This window comes from Tenacibaculum sp. AWR4_210 (genome assembly GCF_056160945.1).
Genome location: NZ_JBSWYF010000004.1, coordinates 71,273 through 95,976, shown reverse-complemented (window position 1 = coordinate 95,976; position 24,704 = coordinate 71,273). Strand labels below are relative to the sequence as shown.

18 protein-coding genes are annotated in these 24,704 nt (G+C 40.5%); 14 read left to right on the top strand and 4 right to left on the bottom strand.

Going from position 1 to position 24,704, the window contains the following annotated elements:
• Positions 1-20 precede the first annotated feature (20 nt).
• The 10 genes from rpmB (at position 21) to ACXAG7_RS08275 (ending at position 7,891) form a co-directional block, all read left to right on the top strand.
• Entirely contained in the window at positions 21-260 is a 240-nt protein-coding gene (rpmB, locus tag ACXAG7_RS08320) for a 50S ribosomal protein L28 (RefSeq protein ID WP_020082122.1), read from the top strand.
• Positions 261-287: 27 nt separating this feature from the next.
• Positions 288-470: a 50S ribosomal protein L33 gene (gene rpmG / locus ACXAG7_RS08315; RefSeq protein ID WP_013070733.1), complete on the top strand. Its 183-nt coding sequence runs from the start codon at positions 288-290 to the stop codon at positions 468-470.
• A 65-nt stretch (positions 471-535) separates the two neighbouring features.
• Positions 536-688 (top strand): DUF4295 domain-containing protein, encoded by a 153-nt coding sequence (locus tag ACXAG7_RS08310; protein WP_086030136.1) that lies wholly within the window; start codon positions 536-538, stop codon positions 686-688.
• A gap of 241 nt (positions 689-929) precedes the next feature.
• The gene (gene ftsY / locus ACXAG7_RS08305; protein ID WP_408044845.1) at positions 930-1,883 is read left to right on the top strand and encodes a signal recognition particle-docking protein FtsY; all 954 of its coding nucleotides are present in this window, start codon (positions 930-932) and stop codon (positions 1,881-1,883) included.
• A gap of 87 nt (positions 1,884-1,970) precedes the next feature.
• Positions 1,971-3,626, top strand: a complete 1,656-nt coding sequence (locus ACXAG7_RS08300; protein WP_476666576.1) for an amidase family protein — start codon at positions 1,971-1,973, stop codon at positions 3,624-3,626.
• Positions 3,627-3,685: 59 nt separating this feature from the next.
• Complete coding sequence (rimO, locus tag ACXAG7_RS08295; RefSeq protein ID WP_476666575.1) at positions 3,686-5,002, top strand: 30S ribosomal protein S12 methylthiotransferase RimO; 1,317 nt, start codon at positions 3,686-3,688, stop codon at positions 5,000-5,002.
• Positions 5,003-5,030: 28 nt separating this feature from the next.
• Positions 5,031-5,603 (top strand): Crp/Fnr family transcriptional regulator, encoded by a 573-nt coding sequence (locus ACXAG7_RS08290; protein ID WP_408044842.1) that lies wholly within the window; start codon positions 5,031-5,033, stop codon positions 5,601-5,603.
• Between the two features lie 82 nt (positions 5,604-5,685).
• Positions 5,686-6,594: a hypothetical protein gene (locus ACXAG7_RS08285; protein WP_476666574.1), complete on the top strand. Its 909-nt coding sequence runs from the start codon at positions 5,686-5,688 to the stop codon at positions 6,592-6,594.
• Positions 6,588-6,983 carry a hypothetical protein gene (locus ACXAG7_RS08280; protein WP_408044840.1) on the top strand — a complete coding sequence of 132 codons (396 nt, stop codon included), beginning with the start codon at positions 6,588-6,590 and terminating at the stop codon, positions 6,981-6,983. Before ACXAG7_RS08285 ends, ACXAG7_RS08280 begins: the two co-directional genes overlap by 7 nt.
• Positions 6,980-7,891, top strand: a complete 912-nt coding sequence (locus ACXAG7_RS08275) for an NmrA family NAD(P)-binding protein (RefSeq protein ID WP_408044839.1) — start codon at positions 6,980-6,982, stop codon at positions 7,889-7,891. The genes ACXAG7_RS08280 and ACXAG7_RS08275 overlap by 4 nt, the downstream gene beginning before the upstream one ends.
• Positions 7,892-7,926: 35 nt before the next feature.
• Here the strand turns inward: ACXAG7_RS08275 and ACXAG7_RS08270 are convergent, their stop codons facing one another.
• From ACXAG7_RS08270 to ACXAG7_RS08255, 4 genes are all read right to left on the bottom strand, one after another.
• On the bottom strand, positions 7,927-9,084 hold the full coding sequence (locus ACXAG7_RS08270; RefSeq protein WP_476666573.1) for a sensor histidine kinase: 1,158 nt from the start codon (positions 9,082-9,084) through the stop codon (positions 7,927-7,929).
• Positions 9,085-10,182, bottom strand: a complete 1,098-nt coding sequence (locus ACXAG7_RS08265; RefSeq protein WP_476666572.1) for an FIST signal transduction protein — start codon at positions 10,180-10,182, stop codon at positions 9,085-9,087.
• A gap of 98 nt (positions 10,183-10,280) precedes the next feature.
• A complete protein-coding gene (locus ACXAG7_RS08260) occupies positions 10,281-10,847 on the bottom strand; it encodes a PAS domain-containing protein (protein WP_408044836.1) in 567 nt (188 codons plus the stop codon).
• A gap of 3 nt (positions 10,848-10,850) precedes the next feature.
• A complete protein-coding gene (locus tag ACXAG7_RS08255) occupies positions 10,851-12,332 on the bottom strand; it encodes a S10 family peptidase (protein WP_476666571.1) in 1,482 nt (493 codons plus the stop codon).
• 703 nt (positions 12,333-13,035) lie between these two features.
• On the opposite strand from ACXAG7_RS08255, the gene ACXAG7_RS08250 reads away from it, so the two are divergent.
• From ACXAG7_RS08250 to ACXAG7_RS08235, 4 genes are all read left to right on the top strand, one after another.
• On the top strand, positions 13,036-13,998 hold the full coding sequence (locus tag ACXAG7_RS08250) for a hypothetical protein (RefSeq protein WP_476666570.1): 963 nt from the start codon (positions 13,036-13,038) through the stop codon (positions 13,996-13,998).
• 206 nt (positions 13,999-14,204) lie between these two features.
• The gene (locus tag ACXAG7_RS08245) at positions 14,205-15,185 is read left to right on the top strand and encodes a hypothetical protein (RefSeq protein WP_408044833.1); all 981 of its coding nucleotides are present in this window, start codon (positions 14,205-14,207) and stop codon (positions 15,183-15,185) included.
• A 3-nt stretch (positions 15,186-15,188) separates the two neighbouring features.
• Positions 15,189-15,734 (top strand): hypothetical protein, encoded by a 546-nt coding sequence (locus ACXAG7_RS08240; protein ID WP_476666569.1) that lies wholly within the window; start codon positions 15,189-15,191, stop codon positions 15,732-15,734.
• Between the two features lie 10 nt (positions 15,735-15,744).
• Positions 15,745-24,633, top strand: coding sequence for a LamG-like jellyroll fold domain-containing protein (locus ACXAG7_RS08235; protein ID WP_476666568.1), 8,889 nt, complete (start codon positions 15,745-15,747; stop codon positions 24,631-24,633).
• Positions 24,634-24,704: the final 71 nt, after the last annotated feature.

Genomic DNA, 24,704 nt, shown 5'->3' with positions numbered 1-24,704 from the left:
CACTAAAAACTGTCAAGAAGATGTCTAGAGTTTGTGAATTAACAGGAAAAAAAGCGATGGTAGGTAACAATGTATCACACGCTTTAAATAGAACTAAAAGAAAATTTAACGCTAATTTAATGACTAAGCGTTTCTATATTCCAGAAGAGGATAAATGGGTAACATTAAAAGTGTCTGCTTCTGCATTAAAAAATATTAATAAAAAAGGAATCTCTGCTGTTATCAAAGAAGCTAGAGAAAAAGGTTTCTTAACAAAATAATTCCTTACTAGATAAAATTTTAGAGAGATGGCAAAAAAAGGAAACAGAGTTCAAGTAATTTTAGAATGTACTGAGCACAAAGCTTCTGGTCAACCAGGAACTTCACGTTATATCACTACAAAGAATAAGAAGAACACTCCGGACAGAATGGAATTAAAGAAATTTAATCCAATCTTGAAGAAGATGACAGTTCATAAAGAAATTAAATAATTACCGATTTTTAATGGTTAAATGTCTTGTGCATTTGATATTAAAAACAAATACCTTATAAGGACATGGCAAAGAAATCAGTAGCAACTTTACAAACAGGTTCAAAGAGATTAACCAAAGCTATCAAAATGGTAAAGTCTCCAAAATCAGGAGCTTACACATTTGTTGAAGCTATTATGGATCCTACACAAGTAAATGACTTTTTAGCTAAAAAGTAATCTTGTAAACAGTTTAGAATAAAGCTACTTTCAATACTTTTGAAAGTAGCTTTTTTTATGTGTTAAAAAACTGTATTTTTGGACGTTACCCATAAGGACGTCAGGTCTGTCGGAAAATGTATGAATGCGCTCTCAGTTATGTAACAGTGACGCTCAGTACCAGTCGATAAATGACAATTTGGCGCTTACGTGGTTTTTGGTATAATTTTTAACCTATTAGAAGCGATAGTAAAATTTAAACATGAGTTTTTTTAAGAAAATTTTCTCAAAAGAGAAGAAGGAAACCCTCGATAAAGGACTAGAGAAGACGAAGTCTAGTTTCTTTTCTAAGTTATCAAAAGCCGTTGCAGGAAAGTCGAAAGTAGATGATGATGTTTTAGATAATTTAGAGGAAGTATTGGTATCATCTGATGTAGGGGTTGAGACCACCTTAAAAATTATTGATCGTATTGAAGCTCGCGTGTCTCGTGATAAATATTTGGGAACCGATGAGTTGAATAAAATACTTCGTGAAGAAATTGCAGGATTGCTTTCTGAAACCAACACAGGTGATGAAACGGATTTTGTAGTACCTGCCAAAACCAAGCCTTATGTGTTGATGGTGGTTGGTGTGAATGGAGTTGGAAAGACAACCACGATTGGAAAATTAGCTTCGCAGTTTAAGAAAAAAGGACTAAAAGTAGTTTTAGGAGCTGCAGATACCTTTAGAGCTGCCGCTATTGATCAGTTACAAGTATGGGCTGATAGAACCGAAGTGCCAATTGTACGTCAAGAAATGGGCTCTGACCCAGCGTCCGTCGCTTATGATACTGTTATGTCGGGTGTGAATCAAGATGCTGATGTAATTATTATTGATACAGCTGGACGTTTACACAATAAGGTGAATTTGATGAATGAGCTTTCTAAAATTAAACGCGTGATGCAAAAGGTGATTCCTGATGCCCCACACGATGTATTGCTCGTTCTGGACGGTTCTACCGGACAAAATGCCTTTGAACAAGCAAAACAATTTACAAAAGCAACTGAGGTAACCTCTCTGGCCGTGACTAAGTTAGACGGTACAGCAAAAGGAGGTGTGGTTATCGGAATTTCTGACCAGTTTAAAATTCCCGTAAAGTATATCGGTGTCGGAGAAGGTATTGATGATTTACAGGTATTTAATAAGTTTGAATTTGTAGATAGCTTTTTTAAATAGTAAAAATCTAACAAGAAATAAAAGACAAAAGAGTTGTGCAGTAGCACAGCTCTTTTTGTTTTATATTTGAGTATCAATTTAATACCCATGAGAATTTTATTTTTAGGTACAGTGCTACTGTCGATGATGGTGGCATGTAAAGCCAAAAAAGAAGAAGTAATTGAAGACAAGGTTTTTTCAACAACAGATTCCTTACTGATTGCAAGGTCTAAAACGCAAGAGAATCCGAGATTGCAGTTTGCGTTAGTTCATTCGTATAGCCATGCCGTTAGTAATGAGTTGATTCCTTTTGAAGAGGCCTTATTAGACTTTACCGCAGAAGATTATCAACAGCTGGCCCCATTGGTGATAGGAAAGAGTATCTCAGAAATTCAGCAAGCTGTAGCAGAGAAGAAATTGAGCTATGAAGCGTTGACCTTGGTGTATTTATACAGAATTCAGCTTTATGAAACGGATGCAAAAAAGTCATTACAAGCCATAATTTCCCTGAACAAAGAAGTACTAGCGCAAGCCCGTGCTAAAGATCAGGCCTATGCAAGTATGAAACAGCGTCCTCTACTGTATGGAATCCCCGTGTTGTTAAAGGATAATATAGAGGCGGATTGGTCGGCAACTACTGCAGGAGCGGAAGTTTTAGCAGGTAATACGACCGAAAATGACGCGTTTATTACCCGACAATTACGGAAGGCAGGAGCGCTGATTTTAGGAAAGGCAAATTTGAGTGAATGGGCTTATTTTTTCTGTGAAAATTGCCCTCTAGGCTACAGTGCCGTCGGTGGGCAAACACTCAATCCTTTTGGTAGAGGTCAATTTGAGTCAGGAGGGTCGAGTTCTGGAAGTGCCGTAGCAATGGCAGTGAACTACGCTGCGTTGGCAGTGGGTTCCGAAACGTCAGGTTCTATTATATCACCTGCTGCTCAGAATAGTATTGTTGGATTGAAACCGACCATAGGAGTTTTGAGCAGAACGGGAATCGTTCCGATATCTCATGATCTAGATACCCCAGGCCCCATGGGGATCTGTGTCGAGGATGTAGCCTTAGGGCTTGAAGCCATGCAAGGGTTGGATACAGCCGACGAAAGCATGGAGGAACAGGGGGAGCAGAAATACAGTAATTTTGAGAAATCTGAAGATTTTCTTCAAGGAAAGAAAATCGGAGTGTTAAAAGGGCTCTTATCGGATTCGCTATATGTGAAAGCAACGGATTTTTTCAAAAGACAAGGAGCAGAACTCGTGGTTTTGGCTCCAGAGAATCCAGACTTTGACGGCTTTTTGACGTGGCTGACCGCAGATATGAAACGCGATTTACCTAAGTATCTAACTACGCGTGCTGCAGCGGGTGTCTCCGTGAAAAACGTTGAAGAAATACTTGCATTTAACCGCGATGATTTGACGATCCGTGCGCCTTATGGACAGCAACTATTAGAAGGAATCGTTGAAGATAACACCAGTGATGATGAATTAAACGCGATTAAAACGAGGCTGAGAGCTGTGGGAACTCAGTACTTTGAGGCCTTGCTTTCCGGAAAGGTAGATGTCGTTATCTCTGTAAATAATTGGCATTCCGGAGTAGCTGCAGTTGCCAACCTTCCCTGTTTAACCGTTCCTTCTGGGCTTAAGAGTACGGGAGAACCTCAGGGATTGACCTTTATAGGGAAAGGATTTACAGAAAGATCCTTACTGGCCTTCGGATATGCCTACGAACGAGGAACGCAAAGGAGAAGTATTCCTGAAAACTATTGAGTTGGCTTCTAATTAAGTCATTAAAAAATCATACTTTTGCAAACCGAATTTTTTATAAGATGCGTACAAAAACAACAAAACAAAACAAAATTAACGTAGTTACTTTAGGCTGTTCTAAAAATGTATACGACAGTGAGGTGTTGATGGGACAATTAAAAGCCAATGGTAAAGACGTAGTACATGAGGATGAGAATGATGAAGGAAACATCGTTGTAATTAATACTTGCGGTTTTATAGGTAAAGCAAAGGAAGAGAGTGTAGATACGATATTGCACTACGCGCAAAAGAAAGAAGCTGGACAAGTAGATAAAGTTTTTGTTACGGGGTGTTTAAGTGAGCGATACAAGCCCGATTTAGAGAAAGAAATCACGAATGTGGATCAGTATTTCGGAACGCATGATTTGCCTAACTTATTGAAACATTTGGAAGCAGATTACAAACACGAACTCATCGGTGAGCGTTTGACAACTACACCAAAACACTATGCGTACTTAAAAATTGCCGAAGGTTGTGATCGCCCGTGTTCGTTTTGTGCAATTCCATTGATGCGAGGGAAACACAAGTCAACACCGATCGAAGAGTTGGTGATTGAGGCGACAAAACTCGCGGAAAAGGGGATTAAAGAACTCATGCTAATCGCACAAGATTTAACCTATTACGGGTTGGATCTGTACAAAAAAAGAGCCTTAGCTGATTTGTTAAAAGCTTTGGTAAAAGTTGATGGTATCGAATGGATTCGTTTGCATTATGCTTTTCCTACTGGGTTTCCTGTTGACGTACTGGAAGTGATGAAAAACGAACCAAAGGTTTGTAACTATTTGGACATTCCTTTACAGCATATCAATACAGAGATTCTAAAGTCGATGAAGCGTGGTACTACCCACGAAAAAACGACCGCCTTAATCAAAAAATTTAGAGAATACGTACCTAATATGGCTATTCGTACAACCTTGATTGTCGGATATCCAGGAGAAACGGAAGCGCAGTTCCAAGAGTTAAAAGATTGGGTAGAAGAAATGCGTTTTGAACGCTTAGGAGCGTTTGAATATTCGCATGAAGAAAATACTGGGGCCTACAATCTAGAGGATGATGTTCCTGCCGATGTCAAGTTCCGTCGTGTAAATGAAATCATGGAGGTACAATCGCAAATTTCATGGGAATTAAACCAAGAAAAGATCGGAAATACCTATCGTTGTTTGTTCGACAGAAAAGACGGAGAATATTTCTACGGAAGAACAGAGTTTGATTCACCAGATGTGGATAATGATGTTATTGTAGATGCCAAGGAGCACTATATCAAACTCGGAGAGTTTATCGATATTGAAATTGTAGATGCAGGTGATTTTGACTTGTATGGTGTTCCTGTAAAGTCGTAACTTTAGCGGGTAAAAATACCCGTAAGGAGTGGACAAATTAAGAGCATTTATTTTAAAATACGTGGATATTCCAGAGCAAGAGCTCAGGGATATCCTTTCTTTTTTTCAAGAGAAATCACTGGCAAAAGATAAGTTTATCATGAAAAAGGAGCAGGTGGTAACGGAGTATTACTTTATCGCCTCAGGAGGGCTTATTATTTACGAACTTATTCAGGAGGTTCAATACACGCGGTATTTAGCTTTTGAAAATGAGTTCATCGGTGACATTTCTAGGCTTAAAAGTCATACGCGCTCCTCGTCGTACATCAAGGCCTTAGAAGATACTTTGGTCTATAGTATTTCCCATCAGGAAATGGAACGCTTGTACGATAGGTATCCAAAATGGCAAAAGTTTGGCCGTCTTTTATGGGAAGATGCCTTTGCGAGTGTACTCCGTGGAGTTCACAATTTTCAAACGCTTACGGCCAAGGAACGCTATTTGGACCTCCTCAAGAGATCCGATTTGATTTTTAGGGTTCCGCTTAAAGATTTAGCATTTTTTTTAGGAATCACACCCCAGTCTTTGAGTCGTATTCGAAAGGAAATAAGCGCACAGAAGTAGCCGTGACTACGTAATTATCATTTGGTAATTTTCACAGGAGGATTTTGATAAATCTTTGTAGTGAATTTAAAATACTACCAAAATGATACAGAGAATTGTCGGGCTTTTATGTGCCTTCTTTAGCCTAGCTACCCATGCTCAGGTAACCGGTGAGCTTTTTAGCTTACCCAGAGACCGGGCCTTGTTTTACTTACATTATACACCGTTTTCCGATACGGACAATACAACTACTGAAAACTACCAACGCTACAGCACTAAAATAGGTCTCCCAGCCCTTCAAACAGCGAAATTTCAGTGGTACAGTACCGTAGGAGCCGATATTCATCGTTTACCCGATATTGCAACGACAACTCCTTTTACTTCGAATGCCTCTTTGTATTCGGTAAACTACAGCGGATTACTGCGCTATTCCGTAGCCAAAAATTGGTCGATCAATGCCTTGGTACTGCCTCATGTTAACGGAGCATTTCAGGAAGCCTATCAACGCGACAATTTGAGATTTAATGGAATTCTATTCGGGGAGAAACGCTTTAATACACGACGTTCCGATCGATACTTTATAGTGAGTTTTGGTGTTGGCTATCTGACCTTAGAAGGAAAAACTACCGTAAATCCAGTGCTGAATATTGCGGGAAGTTTTTCGAAAAAACTGTCCTTTGCAATCGGAGTTCCTCACAGTTATATCCGCTATAATTTCCATCCGAAACACAGTGTCAGAGCGGTCGGTGATTTAAATGATATTAGCGTATATAGAACTGCAAATGTCGCTGGAAAATCCGTGGCTCGTAAAACTATTTTTACTTCGGGAACGGTAGGAGTGGAGTATACCTATTGGCTCAGTAAGAAATTTGGACTTCAGGTAAAAGGAACCACTGCTGTGTATGAAAAATATCACTGGAAGGAAACCGATGATACGATAGTGCGTCGAATGGTAAAACCCTTTGCCACTTATCTCAGTTTTGGTATCACCTATAATCCGTTTCAATGGTAACAGAAAATCAATCCGTTTTAATTCAAAAGAAGTTTCGAGGAAATCAGCTTTTGAAAATGAGCATTCCAGCCTATTTTTTTCCAGCCATTTCGGCAGGATGTGGAGCTTGGATTACTGGGAATTCTGCGTTGCTATACGCAAGTGTTACCAGTATCGCAATACCGTCGTTAGTTGCCACAGTAGTGAGTTTTGCTTTGTTGTATAGCTGTCGCAATTATTATCGTAATGGACGTGCGAGCTGGCCTTTGCTATTGAGTATACTCCTTACAGTTTTAGGAGGAGCAATACTGTTGATACAAGTTATGAATTGGTGGTCAATGGCCCTAGATATACTCCTCTCGAGCACGATAGGAGCAGTACTGTGTTTGTTAAAATTAAGAAGGCTATGAAAAAGGAAATAGCAGAAGGTAAAACCGTGGTGGTATTTGGAGCCACTGGAACTGTGGGGAGCCCTTTGGTACGATACCTACTAGAACAAAAATGTCGAGTTCGTGCCGTATTGAGCAATCCGAGGAGAAAATTGCCTAAGTCTTGGCTAGACTATGGCGATTTACTGGCTACAGTGGCCGTGGATTTGAATTGTAAAAAAAGTATTGCGGCAGTTTGTCGAGCATCGGATGCTGTTTTTTTACTCACCGCTACCGATCCTAGGCAGGTAGATTACGAAATAGCTGTTATATCGGTTTGTGAGGAACTGAACATAGGAACTTTGGTAAAGTTGTCGGCACCCGATATTCCGAGTACTATCCATGTAGAGGTGAGTGATTGGCATCGGATGATTGAAAAACGTTTGGAAACATCACCATTAAATTACGTATTGTTACAGCCCTGTTCATTTATGCAAAACTGGTCAAGAACAGCGTTTCCAATTAAGTTTTTTGGAAAGTTCTCCGGGATTATGGAGCAGGCAGCGCGTTGTTATGTCGACGCTCGTGACGTGGCAGAAATAGCGGCAAAATATTTGTTAGACCCTTCTCCCCACAACGGACTAGTGGTGCCTATACGTGGCCCTAAAGCTTATACGCATTACGAAGTGGCAGCATTGCTATCAGAAGTGACGGGTAGAAAAGTCCAATATGAAAATTTGACGAGGGCTGTTTTTTTGAAGCGGTTAACCAAGCAAGTAGGCCTTCCAGATTGGTTGGCGAGACACTTGGCAGAAATAGAAGTATTGGCTATTAAGAACCCTGAGAAGGGCGACAATTCTGTGACGGAAATACTAAATCGGAAGCCTAGGATTATGGAAGCGTATTTACAAGAAGAACGCCGGTTGTTTATGCCGCCTTGGAAACGATAAATTCAGTGATTGCCTCAGTGTTCACTGGGGCAATTTTAGCTGTTGGGACGCAGCGTAAAATAGAAGGTAGTTCCCTTGCCTAATTCGCTTTCTAAACGAATCTCACCGCCGTAACCACTTACAATTTTTTGTACGATGGATAGTCCGATTCCTGTAGAGTCTTTGTTATTGTCTAATTTTTGAAATACTTTAAAAATTTTATCGTGGTACTTGGGAGCAATACCTTTACCGTTGTCTTGAACAAAGTATTCAAAACGGTTATTTCGTTCTGTAAATCCCACCTTGATAAGCCCCTGTTCTTTGTCATTGTACTTGATAGCGTTGCCAATGAGATTTTGGAAGAGCTGCTGTGTTCTGTAGAGGTCTCCTTGAATGATCGGAAAGTTTTTCTGAACCTCGATACGGATGTGTTGGGGTACTAGGGTGTGTTTTATAATTCCTTCAATGACCTTGTTTAAATCGATCAACGAGGTTTTAAAATCTTTAAAACGTATGGATGAGTATTCCAAAATTCCGCTAACTAAAGACTCCATTCGTTGAATGTGATCGCCAATTTGATTGATATAGCTGAGCGCTCCTTCACTGAGTTCATCACCGTGATCTTCCTGTACCCAAGATACCAAGGCATCGATATTTCGCAAGGGCGATTTTAAATCGTGCGAAACGATATGTGCATAGTCGTTGAGTTCTTTGTTGCGTTCTTCGAGGCGTTTCAGTAAAAATTGTTGGTTTTCATGTGCTTTACAGGCTTCTAAAGTAACGGCAAACTTGTTGATTACTGGCAGTAACTGACCTAGTTTTTTCTGATTCATGATTCCCCCTTTGGCATAGAGGAATAAATACCCTTCTGTACCCAGACAAAAAATCGCTAAACTACCCGATTCTATGGTAATTGGGCAGATTTCTGCATAGTGATCTTCGTAATCAACCAGCGTATATTTCTTAATATCTTTTAAAAAGCGCTCGAGTTCTTTGGGGAGTTTTTTTTTAAGTGTAGTTCCTTGAGGAATAGAAAACTCTTTAAAAAAACGACCGTCGTGCTCTGAGAGTATCCAACCTGCATTTAGGTTTCTCCTTTTGAGCAGCAGGGTTAAAAAATCGTCACAAGTAGTTTGATAGTTCAACGATTTACCTATACTCATCGCGTATTCGTAAAGCCGTAAAATATCTAAAATTTGATTTTCTTTCTCCATTTATTCAAACAGGCCTACTACGATGGTTTTGTTATAAAATTCTATATATCCGTTTCCGTACGAAGAAATCTCACCTAGGGTGAGTGCTCCTGTCATTGAAAGTTCTGGATATTTTTCATGGATGGTATTTGAAATGTTTTCCAATTCTGTTTTAAAGTTATCTTCTAAATATAAAACTCTGGAAATACAGTCGATTATAATTCCAGTTTTTGGGTTTTGTGCTTTGGAAAGACATTCGTTAGCGGCATCCTTTGCAGCCTGCAATAGCGAAGTCTGATCGCCTTTCATGATGTTGATTAAGGTGTTTTCTTCAACCTCGCCAATACACACCAAGGCTCCTTCTTTGTTTACTGTTAACGGATCCCGAATAATATAGTCAACACCTTGTTTAATAATACCTAATGGATAGCCCTTGGCCAAGTCAAAAAAGTTATCATCATTAAAAGCGGTGTTGGTATCGGTTTCAACGATGTCTTTATACGTGTCAAATGGGGTGTCCCAATTAATTTCTTCCACGGTATTCTTCTCTGCTTTTGTAACGATATAGGGACCTTCTAATTTATTCCAACCGTGTTTTACTCCGATTGCAGATTTCATTGGAACTAAGCAATACACGGCGGCATCTTCAAAAAATCCTTCGCTTGAAAATACGCAAGGTTGCTGTTCTAAACTCAGACTACCCGCACCACCGCCAAAATAGTTGGTTTTCATTCCGTATTTTTCATAGAGGGCTCCCAAATAGTTAGAAATGTGTGAGGTGAGTCCGTCTACAAAAGTTACCAAACTGTAATCTAGGGTTTCTTCAAACTGATAGGGAGCAATGGTGTATTCGCGTTTACTGATATCCCGAACGGTATAGATTTCATTGGTCTGATCAATAACAGCGACCACAATACCTTTTTCAAAAGCCTCATTATGTGCAATCACTTTTGGGAAAATAGCACCCATAAAATGAACTTCTTGCTGATTTAAGGCTTCAACGAGTTCAGTAACTTCGATTTCCGTATGCTCTCCCATGGAAAGCAACGCCGTTTTCCCCACAGCTTTCGCAGCGATACGTTGGGCGATTTCATTACAGTTGGTAGATTCGATAAACATAAAGCAAGTTTTTCTCTTGTTAAGATACTAAAAAAAGTGAACTAATTCTTTATGATTTCTTTGATAATCAAAAAAATATGGAGTCCTAGCTCAAAAAATTAACTCGCTATTCGTTCCAAAGCTAAATAATGTGTGGTAGTGTCATTGTACAAAGGAAAAATATGCAGCTCACAAGCATACGGAGTTCCGTCCTTTTTGTAATTGGTTAATACCTGTTTAAACGGTTGTTGCAGTGCTAGTTTTTTACGGATCTTTTGACGTTCTGAATCACTTGTTTTCCTGCCTTGTAAAAAGCTTGGCTTTTTGTGTAAGGCAAATTTTTTGCTGTAGCCAGTCATCGTCGTAAATCCTTGGTTAACCCATAGTATGTGCTTGTCAAGGGTGGTGACCACAAGTGCTTCGTAGTGTTGCGAATTTAATATGGTGTATAGGTCGTTTTTCCAACCGAATTTGCCAGCGAGCAGGTTTAGCTCTCCGAGTTCCTTGGTAAGGCTAAGATTTGCGTACAGACGTTGTAATTGCTCGCAGTGAATATCCCAACTTTTTAATGGAGCTATAACAGTACCGGTATTTCTGGCAGCGTCCTTGTTGTCGGTTTGCAGTGCATCAGCATGCTGATTGCAAAAGATGTCGTAACTGAGCATTTGGTGATTGGCAGTTTTCATAGCTTAATATTTTGCAGCTCCAATATTTTGGGAGCTTTGTTGTATAAAATTTCTGAGGTCGTCATTGGCGCTTTTAAGATCCGCCGCACGTAAATACATCATATGACCACTTTTGTAGGCTTTAAATTGCAGGCGGTGACGCATTTTTCCACTCGGATCAATTTTACCTAAGGTGTACTTGGCTGCGGAATAGGTAGTAGCTCCGTCAAAATATCCCGATTGGACAAAAACCTGTAGGTAGGGATTTTGTGCCATGGCTTTCCTCAAATTTTCTCGTGCATTATTTTTACTAAAGTCCCAAGGATGTACGTTGCCAAACATATTGTACTTGACATCGGTTTTGAAATTTAGAACTCGGTTGTTGTAGTAATTAATTGCAGGGGTGAAAGCGTGTAGCCAGGCACCGATTTCTGGATTGAAATCCGTTTTTTCTCCACTTTCCCTTCGGTCAATACCAATGTAACGGCTATCTAAACGACCGATGGTTTTTCCTTCGTTTCTAAGTAACTCTTTCCAGAAATACGTATTGGGAAGCTCTAAGTTATGACGGAGAATCACAGTTTTTGAAATACCTGAATAATGGGCCATTTTGCTGGCAATAGCAAGTCGCTCTTCTTTTGCAATATACGCTCCTTGTGCTAAGGCTGGAAGTAATTCACGCAGGGCAAATTTTTCAGCTTTCGGCAATATTTCTTCTAAGGGCTGTTCTTGTAATTCTTTAGGAAGTTTGTTGTGGTACCATGCAGCAGCGGTATAATACGGAAAGTTGACTGCGTAATCCTCTGAGCTTTTTGTGCGCAATAGCAGATAGTCGGCAGGAGAAACCATAATCACTCCGTTCAGGTACATCCATTGACTATTTTGTAATTCGTAGGCCAACTGCATAACACGAGTTCCTCCGTAACTCTCTCCAATAATGTATTTCGGAGAAGTCCAACGCTGGGTTCTACTCATAAAAGTACTAATCCATTCAGCGAGGTATTTGGCGTCTGCATTGATTCCAAAAAAGTACTTCTTATCTATTTTTCCTTTGTCGTCGCGAATGGCTCTCGAATACCCTGTATTTACAGGGTTGATAAATACGATATCGGCGACGTCGAGTATAGAATACGGATTGTCTTTGATGCCATAGGGTTGTACCGGATAGCCTTCGGTATCCATGGCGAGTAGCTTAGGACCTGTATAAGCGATGTGCATCCAAACGGAAGCGGATCCTGGGCCTCCGTTAAACGAGAGTACAATGGGACGCTTTCCTAAGTCTTTAACCCCAGTTTTTTGATAATAGGTATAATGAATACTCGCTTTGGCTTTTCCGTTTTTATCAAACAAAGGCATCGTTCCAGTTTGCGCTTTGTACTTTAAAGGAGTTCCTTTTATCACGGTCGAATGAAAGCTGGTAACCACTGTATCTAGTGGAATTTCTGCATGTTGAGCTCGAGTTGCAAAGACAATTAAAAAGGGGATGAATACTAAGAACCTCTTCATGGTTGTAACTTTTTTTTGAAAAAATGAATTTAGTTGTAAGGCTAAATATATTAAATCGTCTTAGTTAGGGCAAATTAATTATTTGATTGTAGCGGCGAGAGCACAGAAGAAAAGCACAGCACTACAAATCACAGGCTATATATAATTTGACAGAAGAAAGAAAGGTGTTTCATTGAATAGTTGCGAATACTAATTGATTCGGCACCAGAAGTATAAAGATTAAAGAAATAAAAAAAATATGTTTGTAAAAGGGTATAAGAAAAAAATAACGGTCTTACCCTTATAAAGCAAGATTATATAAACCCTTCAAAATATGATTAACCAACTTATAACTAACACGATATTCTGCTATTTATTCCCCAATTTTAAACAGCCCATACTCCTGAAAATTAGGAGCTAATCAGGTAAAGATGCCCCGCAGAAGTTGAGCGTTTTGTTCCAGAATTTATCCTATTACGCGTTATAGGACTTCTGAAATTGGCGCGTTTGGCCCCTGTGTCGTAGCTTTACCACTCTTCTTAAATTATTTGTGATGTTCGTAGCATCACGCACTCATTTGTTTTCATAGAAATTCACCCACGTTTTGCATAACTAGGCCATTTCCCTATTGGCATTAGTATACCCTATCCTGAAGTCGTAAACTTTTTGGACAGGATGAGCTTAGCGTGAAGTTAAATTTTGAAACATTTTAAAATCAATATATATGAACATGAGAACCTTAAGTGTAGCCATACTAATGGCTATGGGATGCTATTCCCATCAAACCCACGCGCAGTCGTACGACGTACCCATTAATGGTGGTCGAGGCGTAATCATTAGAGCCAATCACGACAATTCTAACCACTATGAGCCGATATCATTTCAAGTAGGTCAAAATGGTAATTTAGATCATTACAAATTGCAGCTTACCAAAACAGCCGCGCATTTTTCAGTGCCTGTGTACATGCAGCAACCCTTACATTTAAACAACAACGCTGCATTAACAGCACACAATGCTACCTTTGGTGGTGTGGCGCGCTTTAATGGGAACTTGTTAGGGAACCGCATTGGATTAGGTATCGATGCACCTCTAGAAAAGCTCCATGTAAAAAATGCCAACATCCGCCTAGATAACGGTCAATACCAAAGTTGGGGACCGATGATTTTACACGCAGATGTCGACAATTCAGGAGATGATATTTTTTCGTTTAGAAACAGTACAGATCAGGAAATGGCCAATTTGACCGACGGGACAATGACCTTGTCGTTTAACAGTACTTTACAGGCATCGGGAATGTTGAAATTGAGAGCGGGATCTTCGGATACAGCTAATGATATCGTTTCTTTTCGCAACGGAGCCAATGAGGAAATGGCCAGATTGCACGACGGTGTATTGAGTCTTGATCAGGTGCGTTTGAATGTAACCACGTTTCCTGATTACGTATTCGCTAAAGAGTATGAGTTGATGCCTATTCAAGAGGTAGCGACTTATATCGAAAAAAACAAGCGATTGCCAAATATGCCAAGCGAAGCCGAAGTGGTAAAAGAAGGAATGAATGTAGGGGAAGTAAATATCAAACTCGTAGAAAAAGTTGAAGAACTTACGCTGTACATCATTCAATTACAAAAGCAGTTAGACCAACAACAAAAAGCAATTGAATCGCTCAAAAAGACCTCGAATAAATAATTCTGTATTGAGGTAACTCCAAATTAATTTTTTAACAAATGCTTACCATACCAAGTGCTTGAGCACTGTGGTACGGGGATACTCATGTCAAATTTAAAACTAGTTGTAACAAAAGATACCGAATTAAACAACTGTTAGCAGGTAGTTTAGCGGTATCCCAATTAGCAGAAAAAATGAATAGAGTAATCCAAAAAAACAATTTAAAAATGAAAATTAAGACAATTAAAATAGCCTTGTTAATGGCTTTAGGAACGGCTTCATTCACTGCGAATGCTCAGCATGTAATTGGAACAGTACGTGGGATCGATATCAAAGCCGATACCGATGCTCGTGGAGGTTTGGAAGGAATTAGAATGTATGCGGCCAATAAGAAATTAGCCGATTTTAATCCGAGTAATAATATTTTTCACGTGTTGTCCTTTTTCCAAAAAGGTTTGATAACGAATGATGTGAGTAGGTTTTATGCCGAAACACACTTTCATAGAAATACCAATGTGTACGGAGCGTTTAGTGTTTCCGGAAATACGACACATTGGTCCAATGTAGGAATCGGAATTAACCCAGCTGCTGGATTGCACGTAAAAAACAAACACGTACGTGTAGACGGTGGTGAATACCAAAGTTGGGGAGCGGTTGTATTGCATCCGGATGTGGATAATAACGGTGACGATATTATTTCATTCCGCAACAGTACCAATCAAGAAATGGCAAAAATCCACGACGGAGTTTTGACCTTAAATGGCGGGAATACTATTCAATCACCTGGTTCCTTGACTTTACGTCCGGATACCAACAATTCAGGTGATGATTTTATAGCCTTTAAAAATAGTGCCAATGCAGAGATGGCTCGCTTACAAGACGGTGTTTTAACCTTAGATCAAGTGCGTCTTAACGTAAGTACTTTTCCCGATTACGTTTTTGCGAAAGAGTACAAGTTGATGCCATTGTTAAAAGTAGCTCAGTTTATTAAAAAGTACAAGCACTTGCCTAATATGCCTACCGAAAAGGAAGTCGTAGCTCAAGGTATGAACGTCGGTCAAATCAATACGTTATTGGTGGAGAAAGTAGAAGAGCTCACCTTGTATACTATTGATCAAGAAACGAAAATTTCTAAACAAGAAAAGGCGATAGAGAATTTGACAGCGCGTTTAGAAGCACTTGAGAAATTGTTAAAATCTAAAGAATAATTTATGAAGAAAATACTATGTCTTTTTGCAGTTGCATTGCTGGGACTAAGCGTGCAATTACAAGCTCAAAACACGACGGAACTTTTCAGGTTTGTGTATCAGCCAACTTCAGATGGACCTAAAAAGGCCTTGGTACACAATAGTGCCGATCATACAGCAGTATTTGAAAACTTGCAATCAGAACAGTTTAGCAAGCAGGCAGGATACCTACAAGCGTTTATCTTAAAAAAGCTCGAGAACCAAGACGGAAAAGTATTGATCGCCTCTGCCAAGGCACCAGAATACTTTCTGAAATTCAATAGCAGTACCAATACTGTTCAGTTTGCGAAGATCAATGCAGGTGAGAACCTGACTCCTTTTACTTGGGAAATCATATTGAATAGTGAAACGGACGTGAATTTAATAGCGCTGCAAACAGTGGCGAAAAATCGCTTTGCGGTAAAAATGGAAAACAATGCGCCGAAAGTAGCGAACAGAATTACTCCAGGAGGCGCCAAAGTTGATCAAAATTTTTCATTTCGCTTGGAGCGAGTAACCAACGTGTTTTAAAATTTAGTACATGAATACAAAATTATACATACAAAAAATAATGCTTTTGTGTTGCTTATACTTAACGGTATGGGGAGCCAAGGCACAATCAAGACCTCCCGTGTTAATTTTACGAGGGGCCAATGAGTACACAACTCATTTTGATACACAAAACAAGCTTACTACCCAGTTATTAAATGCGGGAACGCAAGGACAAGGAACTGTGGAGTTTTGGGTAATGAAAGCTCATACGCAATCTTTACCGAGTCAAGGAGCGAACGGAGTGTGGAGGTTGTCAAATTTACAAACCGGAGCCGAGGAGTTTTCTTTGGAAGGAGCCGACGGTCAACTCACGGTAAAGCTTGGAGCCACAAGTCAAACCATTGCACTTGAAGGTGCTCATGGATTTTGGAACAACACTTGGCGTCACGTTGCTTTTGCCATTAACAAACAAGCCGGAACCATTCGCTTATACGTCGATGGAGTGCAGCGCGCTAACTTGGTGTACCCGGCAGCGGACTACCATCCAGAGCAATTGTACATGATGGTTACTGCTGACGATCAGTTGAGTGTTGCGGAATACCGAGCTTGGAACCGCGTGCGAACCTTACAACAAATTGCAGATAGCAAGGCATTGACATTTTCGAATGAAAATGGTTCGAATTTAGACCGTTTGGGGTCTAACGGACTGGTAGTAGCCTATGCAGCTGACAATTCGGTAGAGTCGCGTGTGTCGAATTTGCCATTGATGCAGACGCATTGGAACAACATGATCAATGCATCGCTTGGGGCTGATGTACCAAAGGCAGCAAGGGTGACCAGTAGCATTATAAAAAGTGGGGGGAACGACCTGAAGTTGGCCGAATTAACCACCAATGCAGACCATCCTATCTACAGTTTAAAAGACGTATTGTTATACGCTTCTGACGGAGAGGGAAGAACTTCGGCAGGAAAACCCGTGGTTCGCTTGCGTTGGCCTCACATTTCTGGAGCCACCAGTTATATAGTTTCTAGGAGAAACTTAGCAGACCCTTTGTCTAATTTTTCGGATATTCAAACCTATACACCAACATCGAACAATGCAGTTTCGTCGTATTTAACTTACGATGACAATGGAATTTTACCGAATGAGCTCTATGAGTATCAGGTAAAAGCAGAAGGTGTTACTGGGAGTAAACCCGGTAAAGATAACGGGTTTGTGTTTGCAAACGGCGTTGTAAAAGGAAGTGTAGAAACTCCAAAGCGTATCGCAACTCAAGATGTATTGATTGCGGCGACAGCAAACTCAGGAGTTATTCCAGGAAAGGCATTACAGTTTGTGCAAAACAGTAATCCAATTCAAATCAATGATGTTTCCTTGTTTGAGCAGGCTCAAGGAACAGGAACTATTGAGTTTTGGTACCGTACGCCTGCGCAAGGAGTTGGAACGAACACCGTATTTAAGTTAAGTGATGGTGAAATCAGAATTTCTGAAGCACAGGTTCAGGTGATTTCTAGAAATCCACAAAACCCAGCAAGTACCATCACGTATTTAACAGCGGCAAAACCAAACGATACTCATTGGCATCACTACGCAGTGACGTTTAGTCCAACAGGAGGAGCCTTATTTATCGATGGAGGTGTGAAACAACCGACAAACAAAGAGCAACCTATAGTTGCCAATGCGACCACAGCACAACCGTTTGTAGTAGGATTAGCGCGTACCTCTTTGTTTTCTTTCAACGCAAAGGCGACAACTACCTATGAAATGGATGAGGTTCGTATTTGGAGTACTAAAAAGAATGCAACGGAAATTTTTAAATTTTGGCAGTATATTTTAGGAGCGAATACCGCTACGGATCTCTTGGCGTACTACCGTTTTGATATGAACGATCCACGCAATGTATACAACCAAGCAGGAACGACCTTAGGGCGTTTTAGAGGAGTTTCGAGAAGTCCGCTAAAAACTGTTGCACAACCGTATCAACGTATCGTTGACGGGGATGCAGTAACCCAAGTACCTATTCATTATGGAGTGTATACCAACAGTGAAGGATTGTATCGTTTTACCAGTTTGAATTCTGGTCGTCAAGATGCAAATGTTGCGAATAATTATTTGACCTATCGCATCAAACCGACTAAGCCTAACAACGAATTTTCCCCTGAATCTGAGCGTAAGAATATTGAGAGAACCTTGGCTCCCGGAGAGCCAAACCCAACAAATTTCACAAATATATCATCGTATGATATTTCAGGAAAGGTAGTGTATGTAACCACAGTACCTGGACAAGCTGAAAAGGTTGAGTTTCCAACAGTACAGAACACTGGCGTCTTTTTAGACGGTACAGAAGTAACGAGTACGGAAGTAGGATCGTTAGTGCGTACAAACAACCAAGGAGTATTCCGTATTTCAGGTGCTCCAGGAAAACACAGAATTTCTATAGGGCAGCCTAAATTAGAAAAGTCAAGTGTCGCTATCGATCGCATAAGTTTGGATTTTAAATCGAAAGGGTACGCCGTTTCTAAAGCCAACATTGCCAATGCAGCTGATGAAGGATTTACCTGGACTGGATTTGTAAAACCAGACGCGAATGTACCTACTGTGGGTTCAGGCGGAAGCAGCGCTATTCCTGCTAAGCAAACTGTATTGCATTGGGGAGCTATTCAACTAGAACTCCGCAACAATAATGAGTTGGTATTAATGTCGAAAGGTGCTGATTTATTATCAAAGGCTATCGAAGGAAACTCTCAGTACAATTTCTTCGGAATCACAAAGGATGTTACGAATAACGTTATTGGATTATGGGTTAATGACGATTATCAAACACATGCCTATACAGGAGAAGCAATTGATAGCAAACTGTATTTGGGAGCGAGTTATGTGAGCCCTACAGAAATGAGTAATCACGCGATCGCTAACATCGATTTAATCGAGTATAGAAACAGCCATTACACGAGTCAAGAACTCAGTGAAATTAAAAGTGGTAATGTGGTAGCGAAAGATAAGGAGCACTTAAAATTAGCGTATAATTTTGAGCATACCTCTGGAACGAGAGCTGTAAACCTTGCCTTGAGTACCGGAACTGCTAACAACTATCTGAGTTTACATCAAGGAGCCTACTTTAATAATAAGTCGAGAGCGAATTACATTCGAAAGTTTGCTTTTGATTACAAGGCTTTTGAGTCTGGAGATGCAGCAGCCTTGGTAAATCCGAAAAATGATAAGGAATACCTGTTTAATTTAACAGAGCCTACCGGAAATATCAATTTTGAGAACATTACACGTCGTTCTTTTGTAGGAAATGTAGTAATTCCGTGTAATAACAATGTAGGAAATTGGACAGGTAAAATTATTCGTACTGATGTACAGTTTCCGCGCTATGAACGCGCTATTACAGCGAGTAATTTTAACGATGAGAATAACTTGTTTACCGTACATGACTTATTGCCTGGGCAGTACCGCGTAGAAATTACGAGAGAAGGAACTACCGACAAGGTGCAGTCGTCGATTATTGACTTGCGTACAGGGAACAAGAGTTATGATTTCCCTTATCGCAACGATTTAGAAATTGATTTAGCTTTGTACAGTGTTACAAAAGAAGAGGTGGAAGGAATTACTTCTATGGATCAACTTGCGAGCAAGCGCATCAATCCAACCTGTGGTGCTGATCAGTCTATTTATAAATTAGAAGCAGGAAAGAGCATCCTTGCGGTAGTTTCGGTATACGAGGACTACAACGGAAGTAAATGTCCTGTTGACAATGCCACTGTGAATCTTAACGGAGATTTAATTATCGCACCTACCAACGGTAAAACTGGAGATAACGGGAAGAAATCGTTTTTAACCTTTGCCGGAAACCCTAATTTTATCGGAGATTATTTGCGTAACATGGCCATAGTAGTGAGCCACAACAACCGTACTAAAACGGTAACCAAGTCGGCGTATGTTACTGGTGCCAGAAGGGGTAATGAAGATTTTACCTTAACAGATCCGACAGTTGGGTTTGTATTGTACGATCCACCAGGAGATGCGAGTTCAGCGACTTTAGCACGAGGTGCTACCTATTCGTTTAGTAAATCTGTAGGAGGTGGTTTAGATTTAAATACAGCTACGGAAATTACGGTAGGGTCTGATATCGAAACGCAGATGGTATCATTGGCTATCGCAGCGCCATTAGGAGTTGGGATCGGACAGGGGATCATTTATACTGTGGTTGAACAGGAGTCTAAGTTTACTGGAAATATCGATGCGAACTTCACCTATCGTCACACTGAGCAAAACGGTACGAGCGTTTCGTTAGAACAATCAATAAGTACCTCTTCAGCAGAGGATATTGTAGGAGCTGATGCCGATGTATTTATCGGAGCATCACGTGTATTGACCTTTGGTACGGGAATGACGCTTCGCGTAGATTCGAACTGTATGCCAGTTATCGATACAGATAAGAAGGTAATGACAGCAGATAAATTGACCCCTTTTGTCTATACTCGTCAAGATATTGAAGATCGTATTATTAGAAATTTACAAGACTTGTTAATTAAAAAACACGACGAACTTTTCCCACCAACAGCAGAGGAGAAAGCAAAGCGTAGTTCATTAAATTACCAAGCTACAATCGATGCTTTCAATATCAATTCTGCAGCACCAGAAACAGACAGAGCTTTGGTTAACTACGTATTCCAAATTAACCGATGGAAACAAATAGTACAACGCAAAACTAGAGCGGAACAATTGACGTATATGAATGAGCAAACCAAAACATTTGCAAGTACTACTGCCGATTTAAAAGCAGTGGGTAGCGGTTTAGGAAGCTCAGTAACGCAATTGGATTCACAAGTATCGTTTAGTGGTGGTACTTCTACTACCTATACGTTAACTAGAGGGAGAGAATCTAGTAATCAGGATTCAGGAGGATCGACTTTTGGTGGAGGTACAACCTTTAACAATAGTTTTAATATTGCTGGTGTAGCCTTTAGTCTTAAAACAGATATCAAAACCTTAGGAGTTGTAGAGGCCAGTGACAACAATGCGAATACGAATGGACGTGTAGATAGCTTTACCTTGTCAGACGGCGATGTAGGAGATCAGTTTAGCGTACGCATTGCACGTGATAAGGTCTACGATACACCTGTTTTTTATACGGTTGCCGGGCAAAGTGTGTGTCCGTTTGAATCGGGAACAGTGCCTAGAGAAGGGGTAGAAATCACTGTTGATAGTGCTGTAAAATACGGTACTGGAGGAGAGTCTATCTTGTATAATTTGACCTTGAGAAATACACAAATTGCGAATGATGCCACTCGTAAAGTGTACATCGTAGGAATGAATGGAGCATCGAATAGTAAAGGAGCACAAGTGTTCTTAAACGAATCTCCAATATTTGAGCCTGCAACGACTTCTCCAATAAACTTTGGCTTGGATGGAAATTCACCAACAGGAGTACAACGAGAAGTGAAAGCTCAATTGCGCATTGCAAGAGGTATGGATGCACCAGAGGAAATTTCTTATGAAAATATTGGAATCCGTATTTACTCGGCATGTGAGCAAGCAGGTGATGGGTACAGAAGTTACCGAGTTGATGAGTACAACGAAGTAGGGGTAGTACCGTTCCAAGAGATTTTTGTAACGGCGCACTTTAAAGGAGCGTGTGTTAGTGAAATTCAACCAGATTTACCAGCCAACAACTGGGTGGTTAACAATACGAGTCAGAATCAATTGAAATTCCGTTTTAGAATTCCAGAGGTGGTAAACAACCAAGTAGATGAGAAATTTACGGTAGCCTTAGAGTACGCTTTACCAGGGAATAGTGAAACTTTTGAATTGAAAAAGTTATCGTTGACAGAGCTTAAGGAAAATATGGATGCGACCACTGGCTTTATCAGCTATACAGCCGATGTATCTGGACTATCAGACGGAGAGTATCGCTTTAGAATTGCTCCTGTTTGTGATGATGGAGGCGCCAATTTACCGGCGAGTAGAAAGAATCCAACACCTTATGTGACAGGGCGAATCGCGCGCTCGGCACCTACGATTATCAGTACCAATCCAGTAAATGGAGGGGTGTTAACGCAAGGACAAATTACCGCTGAGTTTAACAGAGCCATCAATCCGTTAACGGCAGTAAATAGCAGTTTCTCTTTACGAGGAATCTTAGGTGGAGTACCAAAAGATTTAATTTCTGCAGAGTTTGATAATGTAAATGACGTGGTGACCATCCCACATCAGCAAGAGTTCAATTTGGAGAACAAGAAGGCATTTACCGTTGAAATGTGGGTAAATCCAAGTTCATTGCCAACAGGTGCAACCGTAGTTCCGATTCTTAAAAAAGGGTCGAATTACAATATCGGTTTAAATGCTCAAGGTAATATCGTGTTGAATAATACGGTAGTTAGCTCACGTTCATTACAACCGTTTAACTGGACCCATGTGGCAGTAACGTATGACGGTAACCAAACAGCGACTATTTATTACAATGGAGTATCGGCAGGTTCAGGAAGCATTACAGCTTTAACGACGAATGCTGATCCGATAGAAATCGCTAAAAATGAAGGTGGTAACTCGTATGTAGGAAAGTTAGATGAAGTACGTATCTGGACCATTCAGAGAACACCAACAGACATCGTTGCCAAAATGGACGAGCAATTGATTGGTAATGAACTGAATTTAGTAGCCTACTTTGTATTTGATGACAATCCACTTAAAGGAGCTAATGGAGCACCAGATGAGGCGATTAGAGATTATACCGGAAATGCTTTGGCAACTACGCAAACAGGATTGAGTTTTGTTCGTGGAAGTGCAAATGCAGCACCGTTAGATCTTACGAGAATGGCGAAGGACTTACAGTTTACAGTAACGACATCTCACAACGACACACAAGTGCACCTAACCCCAGTATTTGATGCTTCGTTTGTAGAGGGAGCTCAGTTAACGGCAATGGTTTTAAACCGACGTTTAGAAGACCCATCTCGTAATAAGATAGCCGGAAAAGCTTGGTCATTTGTGGTGAATAAAAACACCATTGGCTGGAGTCAAAATAATATCCGTGTGACTCAAGCTCAAGGAACGAGCACAAAGATTTCGACGATAGACCTCGATAATTCTAAAGGAGGAACTCCTGTGAAATATCGCTTTAAGCAATTGCCATCATGGTTGTCAGTTGAAAAAAATGGTACTGCTGTCGAAGAGAATAGCTTCCAAGATTTGGCTACGGGATTTGTTGAGCGCGATTTAGATTTCGTCGTGGCTCCTTATTTAAATCCAGGAGTTCATGCTACGGATGTTTATATCGAAGTGATCCAACGAGTGAATAACAAGGATGTGCCGATTGGAGTAGAAGCTTTCCATTTGGAAGTAGAGGTGACCTGTGCAGCACCTGATTTTGCAGGGAATTTTAACTCCAACAACTATTTCGGTAGCATGAGTATCAGTGGAAACTTAGTAATCAACGGTGAAAAGTCTGTTGATACTGGAGATATTGTTGCGGCTTATCTAAATGAAGAGTTCCGCGGACAAACCACGGTTACTACCGGAGGACTAGTCAACTTGAGTATTTTTGGAAACAATGGAGAAACAGGACTACTGACCTTTAAGGTATGGGATGCTTCTGCATGTACCGAGTACCAAGGAATTGTAGAATCGTACAATTATGCATTCCGTTCTCGTATTGGATCGGTGAGTGCACCGGTGAACATGACGGTTGGAAGTAAAATTTCTAAGCGCATAGCACTGGCAACTGGATTCCAAGAGTTGAGTTTTAACCTACGTGATAATAGCGCATCGATGAATTTATCACTACAAGCTATTAAAGGTTTGACTGCAGGAGATCAGATTTACGATACGAAATCTGGAACTTTATTAGCCACCGTTGCAGCTAATGGTAGCTTTATTTTAAACTCAGGAGCGACGAACCAGTTAGATACACGTAAAGCCTACACCGTAAAAGCGAGTGGAGCAAAGCTGATAAGCATTGAAGGAATTCACGTTCCTGTAGATACCGATATCCCTGTACTAGCAAATGCAGATACTGCAATTCCGTATTTCCCAACGGATTTACAGACCTTACCAATAGCGTTACGCTCATTAAACTCAACTACAGTAAGTATAGGTGATCGTATAGAGCGTCGTGGTTTACAAGCAGAGTACACCGCTGACGGTTGGAAAGGAAGTTTAACGCATATGACGCCAACCTTAGGATATATTTACCGAGCATCTAGAGCAGGGGTGTTAAATTACAGTGGTATTGCCAATACTCCAGCACCAGCTGCAAGAGGAGCCCATGCAGCACTCGCTGTGGAGGATTACCTCGATAAAGCTGCGAAGTTAAACTGGAAAGTTGATCGCAATGCCTACCCGAGCTTTATGTATATGGTAGCTACCTTAGATTCGGAAACGCTTGACTTAGAACGAGAGCACGTGGTTGCCGCGTTTGTTGACGGAAAAATTAGCGGGATAGCTAAGCCGATGTTAATCGACGGCGCTTACCACTATTTTGTCGGAATTGGAGGATTTGCCAAAGGAGCAATCAGCTTTAAGTTGTACGATGGAGAAAGCATCGTCAGCTTAGACAATGCACTTGAATTTGAACGTTCGGCGCATGTAGGAACGGTTGAAAATCCTTTTGTATTACGACATACTGCGAAGCCAGATGCGTTGGTGGATGCGTTAGATACTGCCTACAGTTTAGGTCAAAATGAACCGAACCCTATGACAGATAGAACGCAGATTACTTTCCAAGTGGCAAAAGATGAATACGTAGAGTTGAGCTTGTACAATGTGCTAGGACAACGCGTACACACCTTTGTAGCAGAGGAAGTAAAAGGAGGAACTTTACACAAAGTTCAATGGAACTTACAAGATGAGGCAACCTCGTTTAAATCGGGAGTGTACATCTATAAGCTTCAAACAGCATCGAAAACCCTTTCTCGAAAATTGATTATTAAATAATCAATTGTATACAGACCGCCTTCGGGCGGTCTTTTTTTTTGCTTTTATTCTGTAAATGTTCATAAACAATG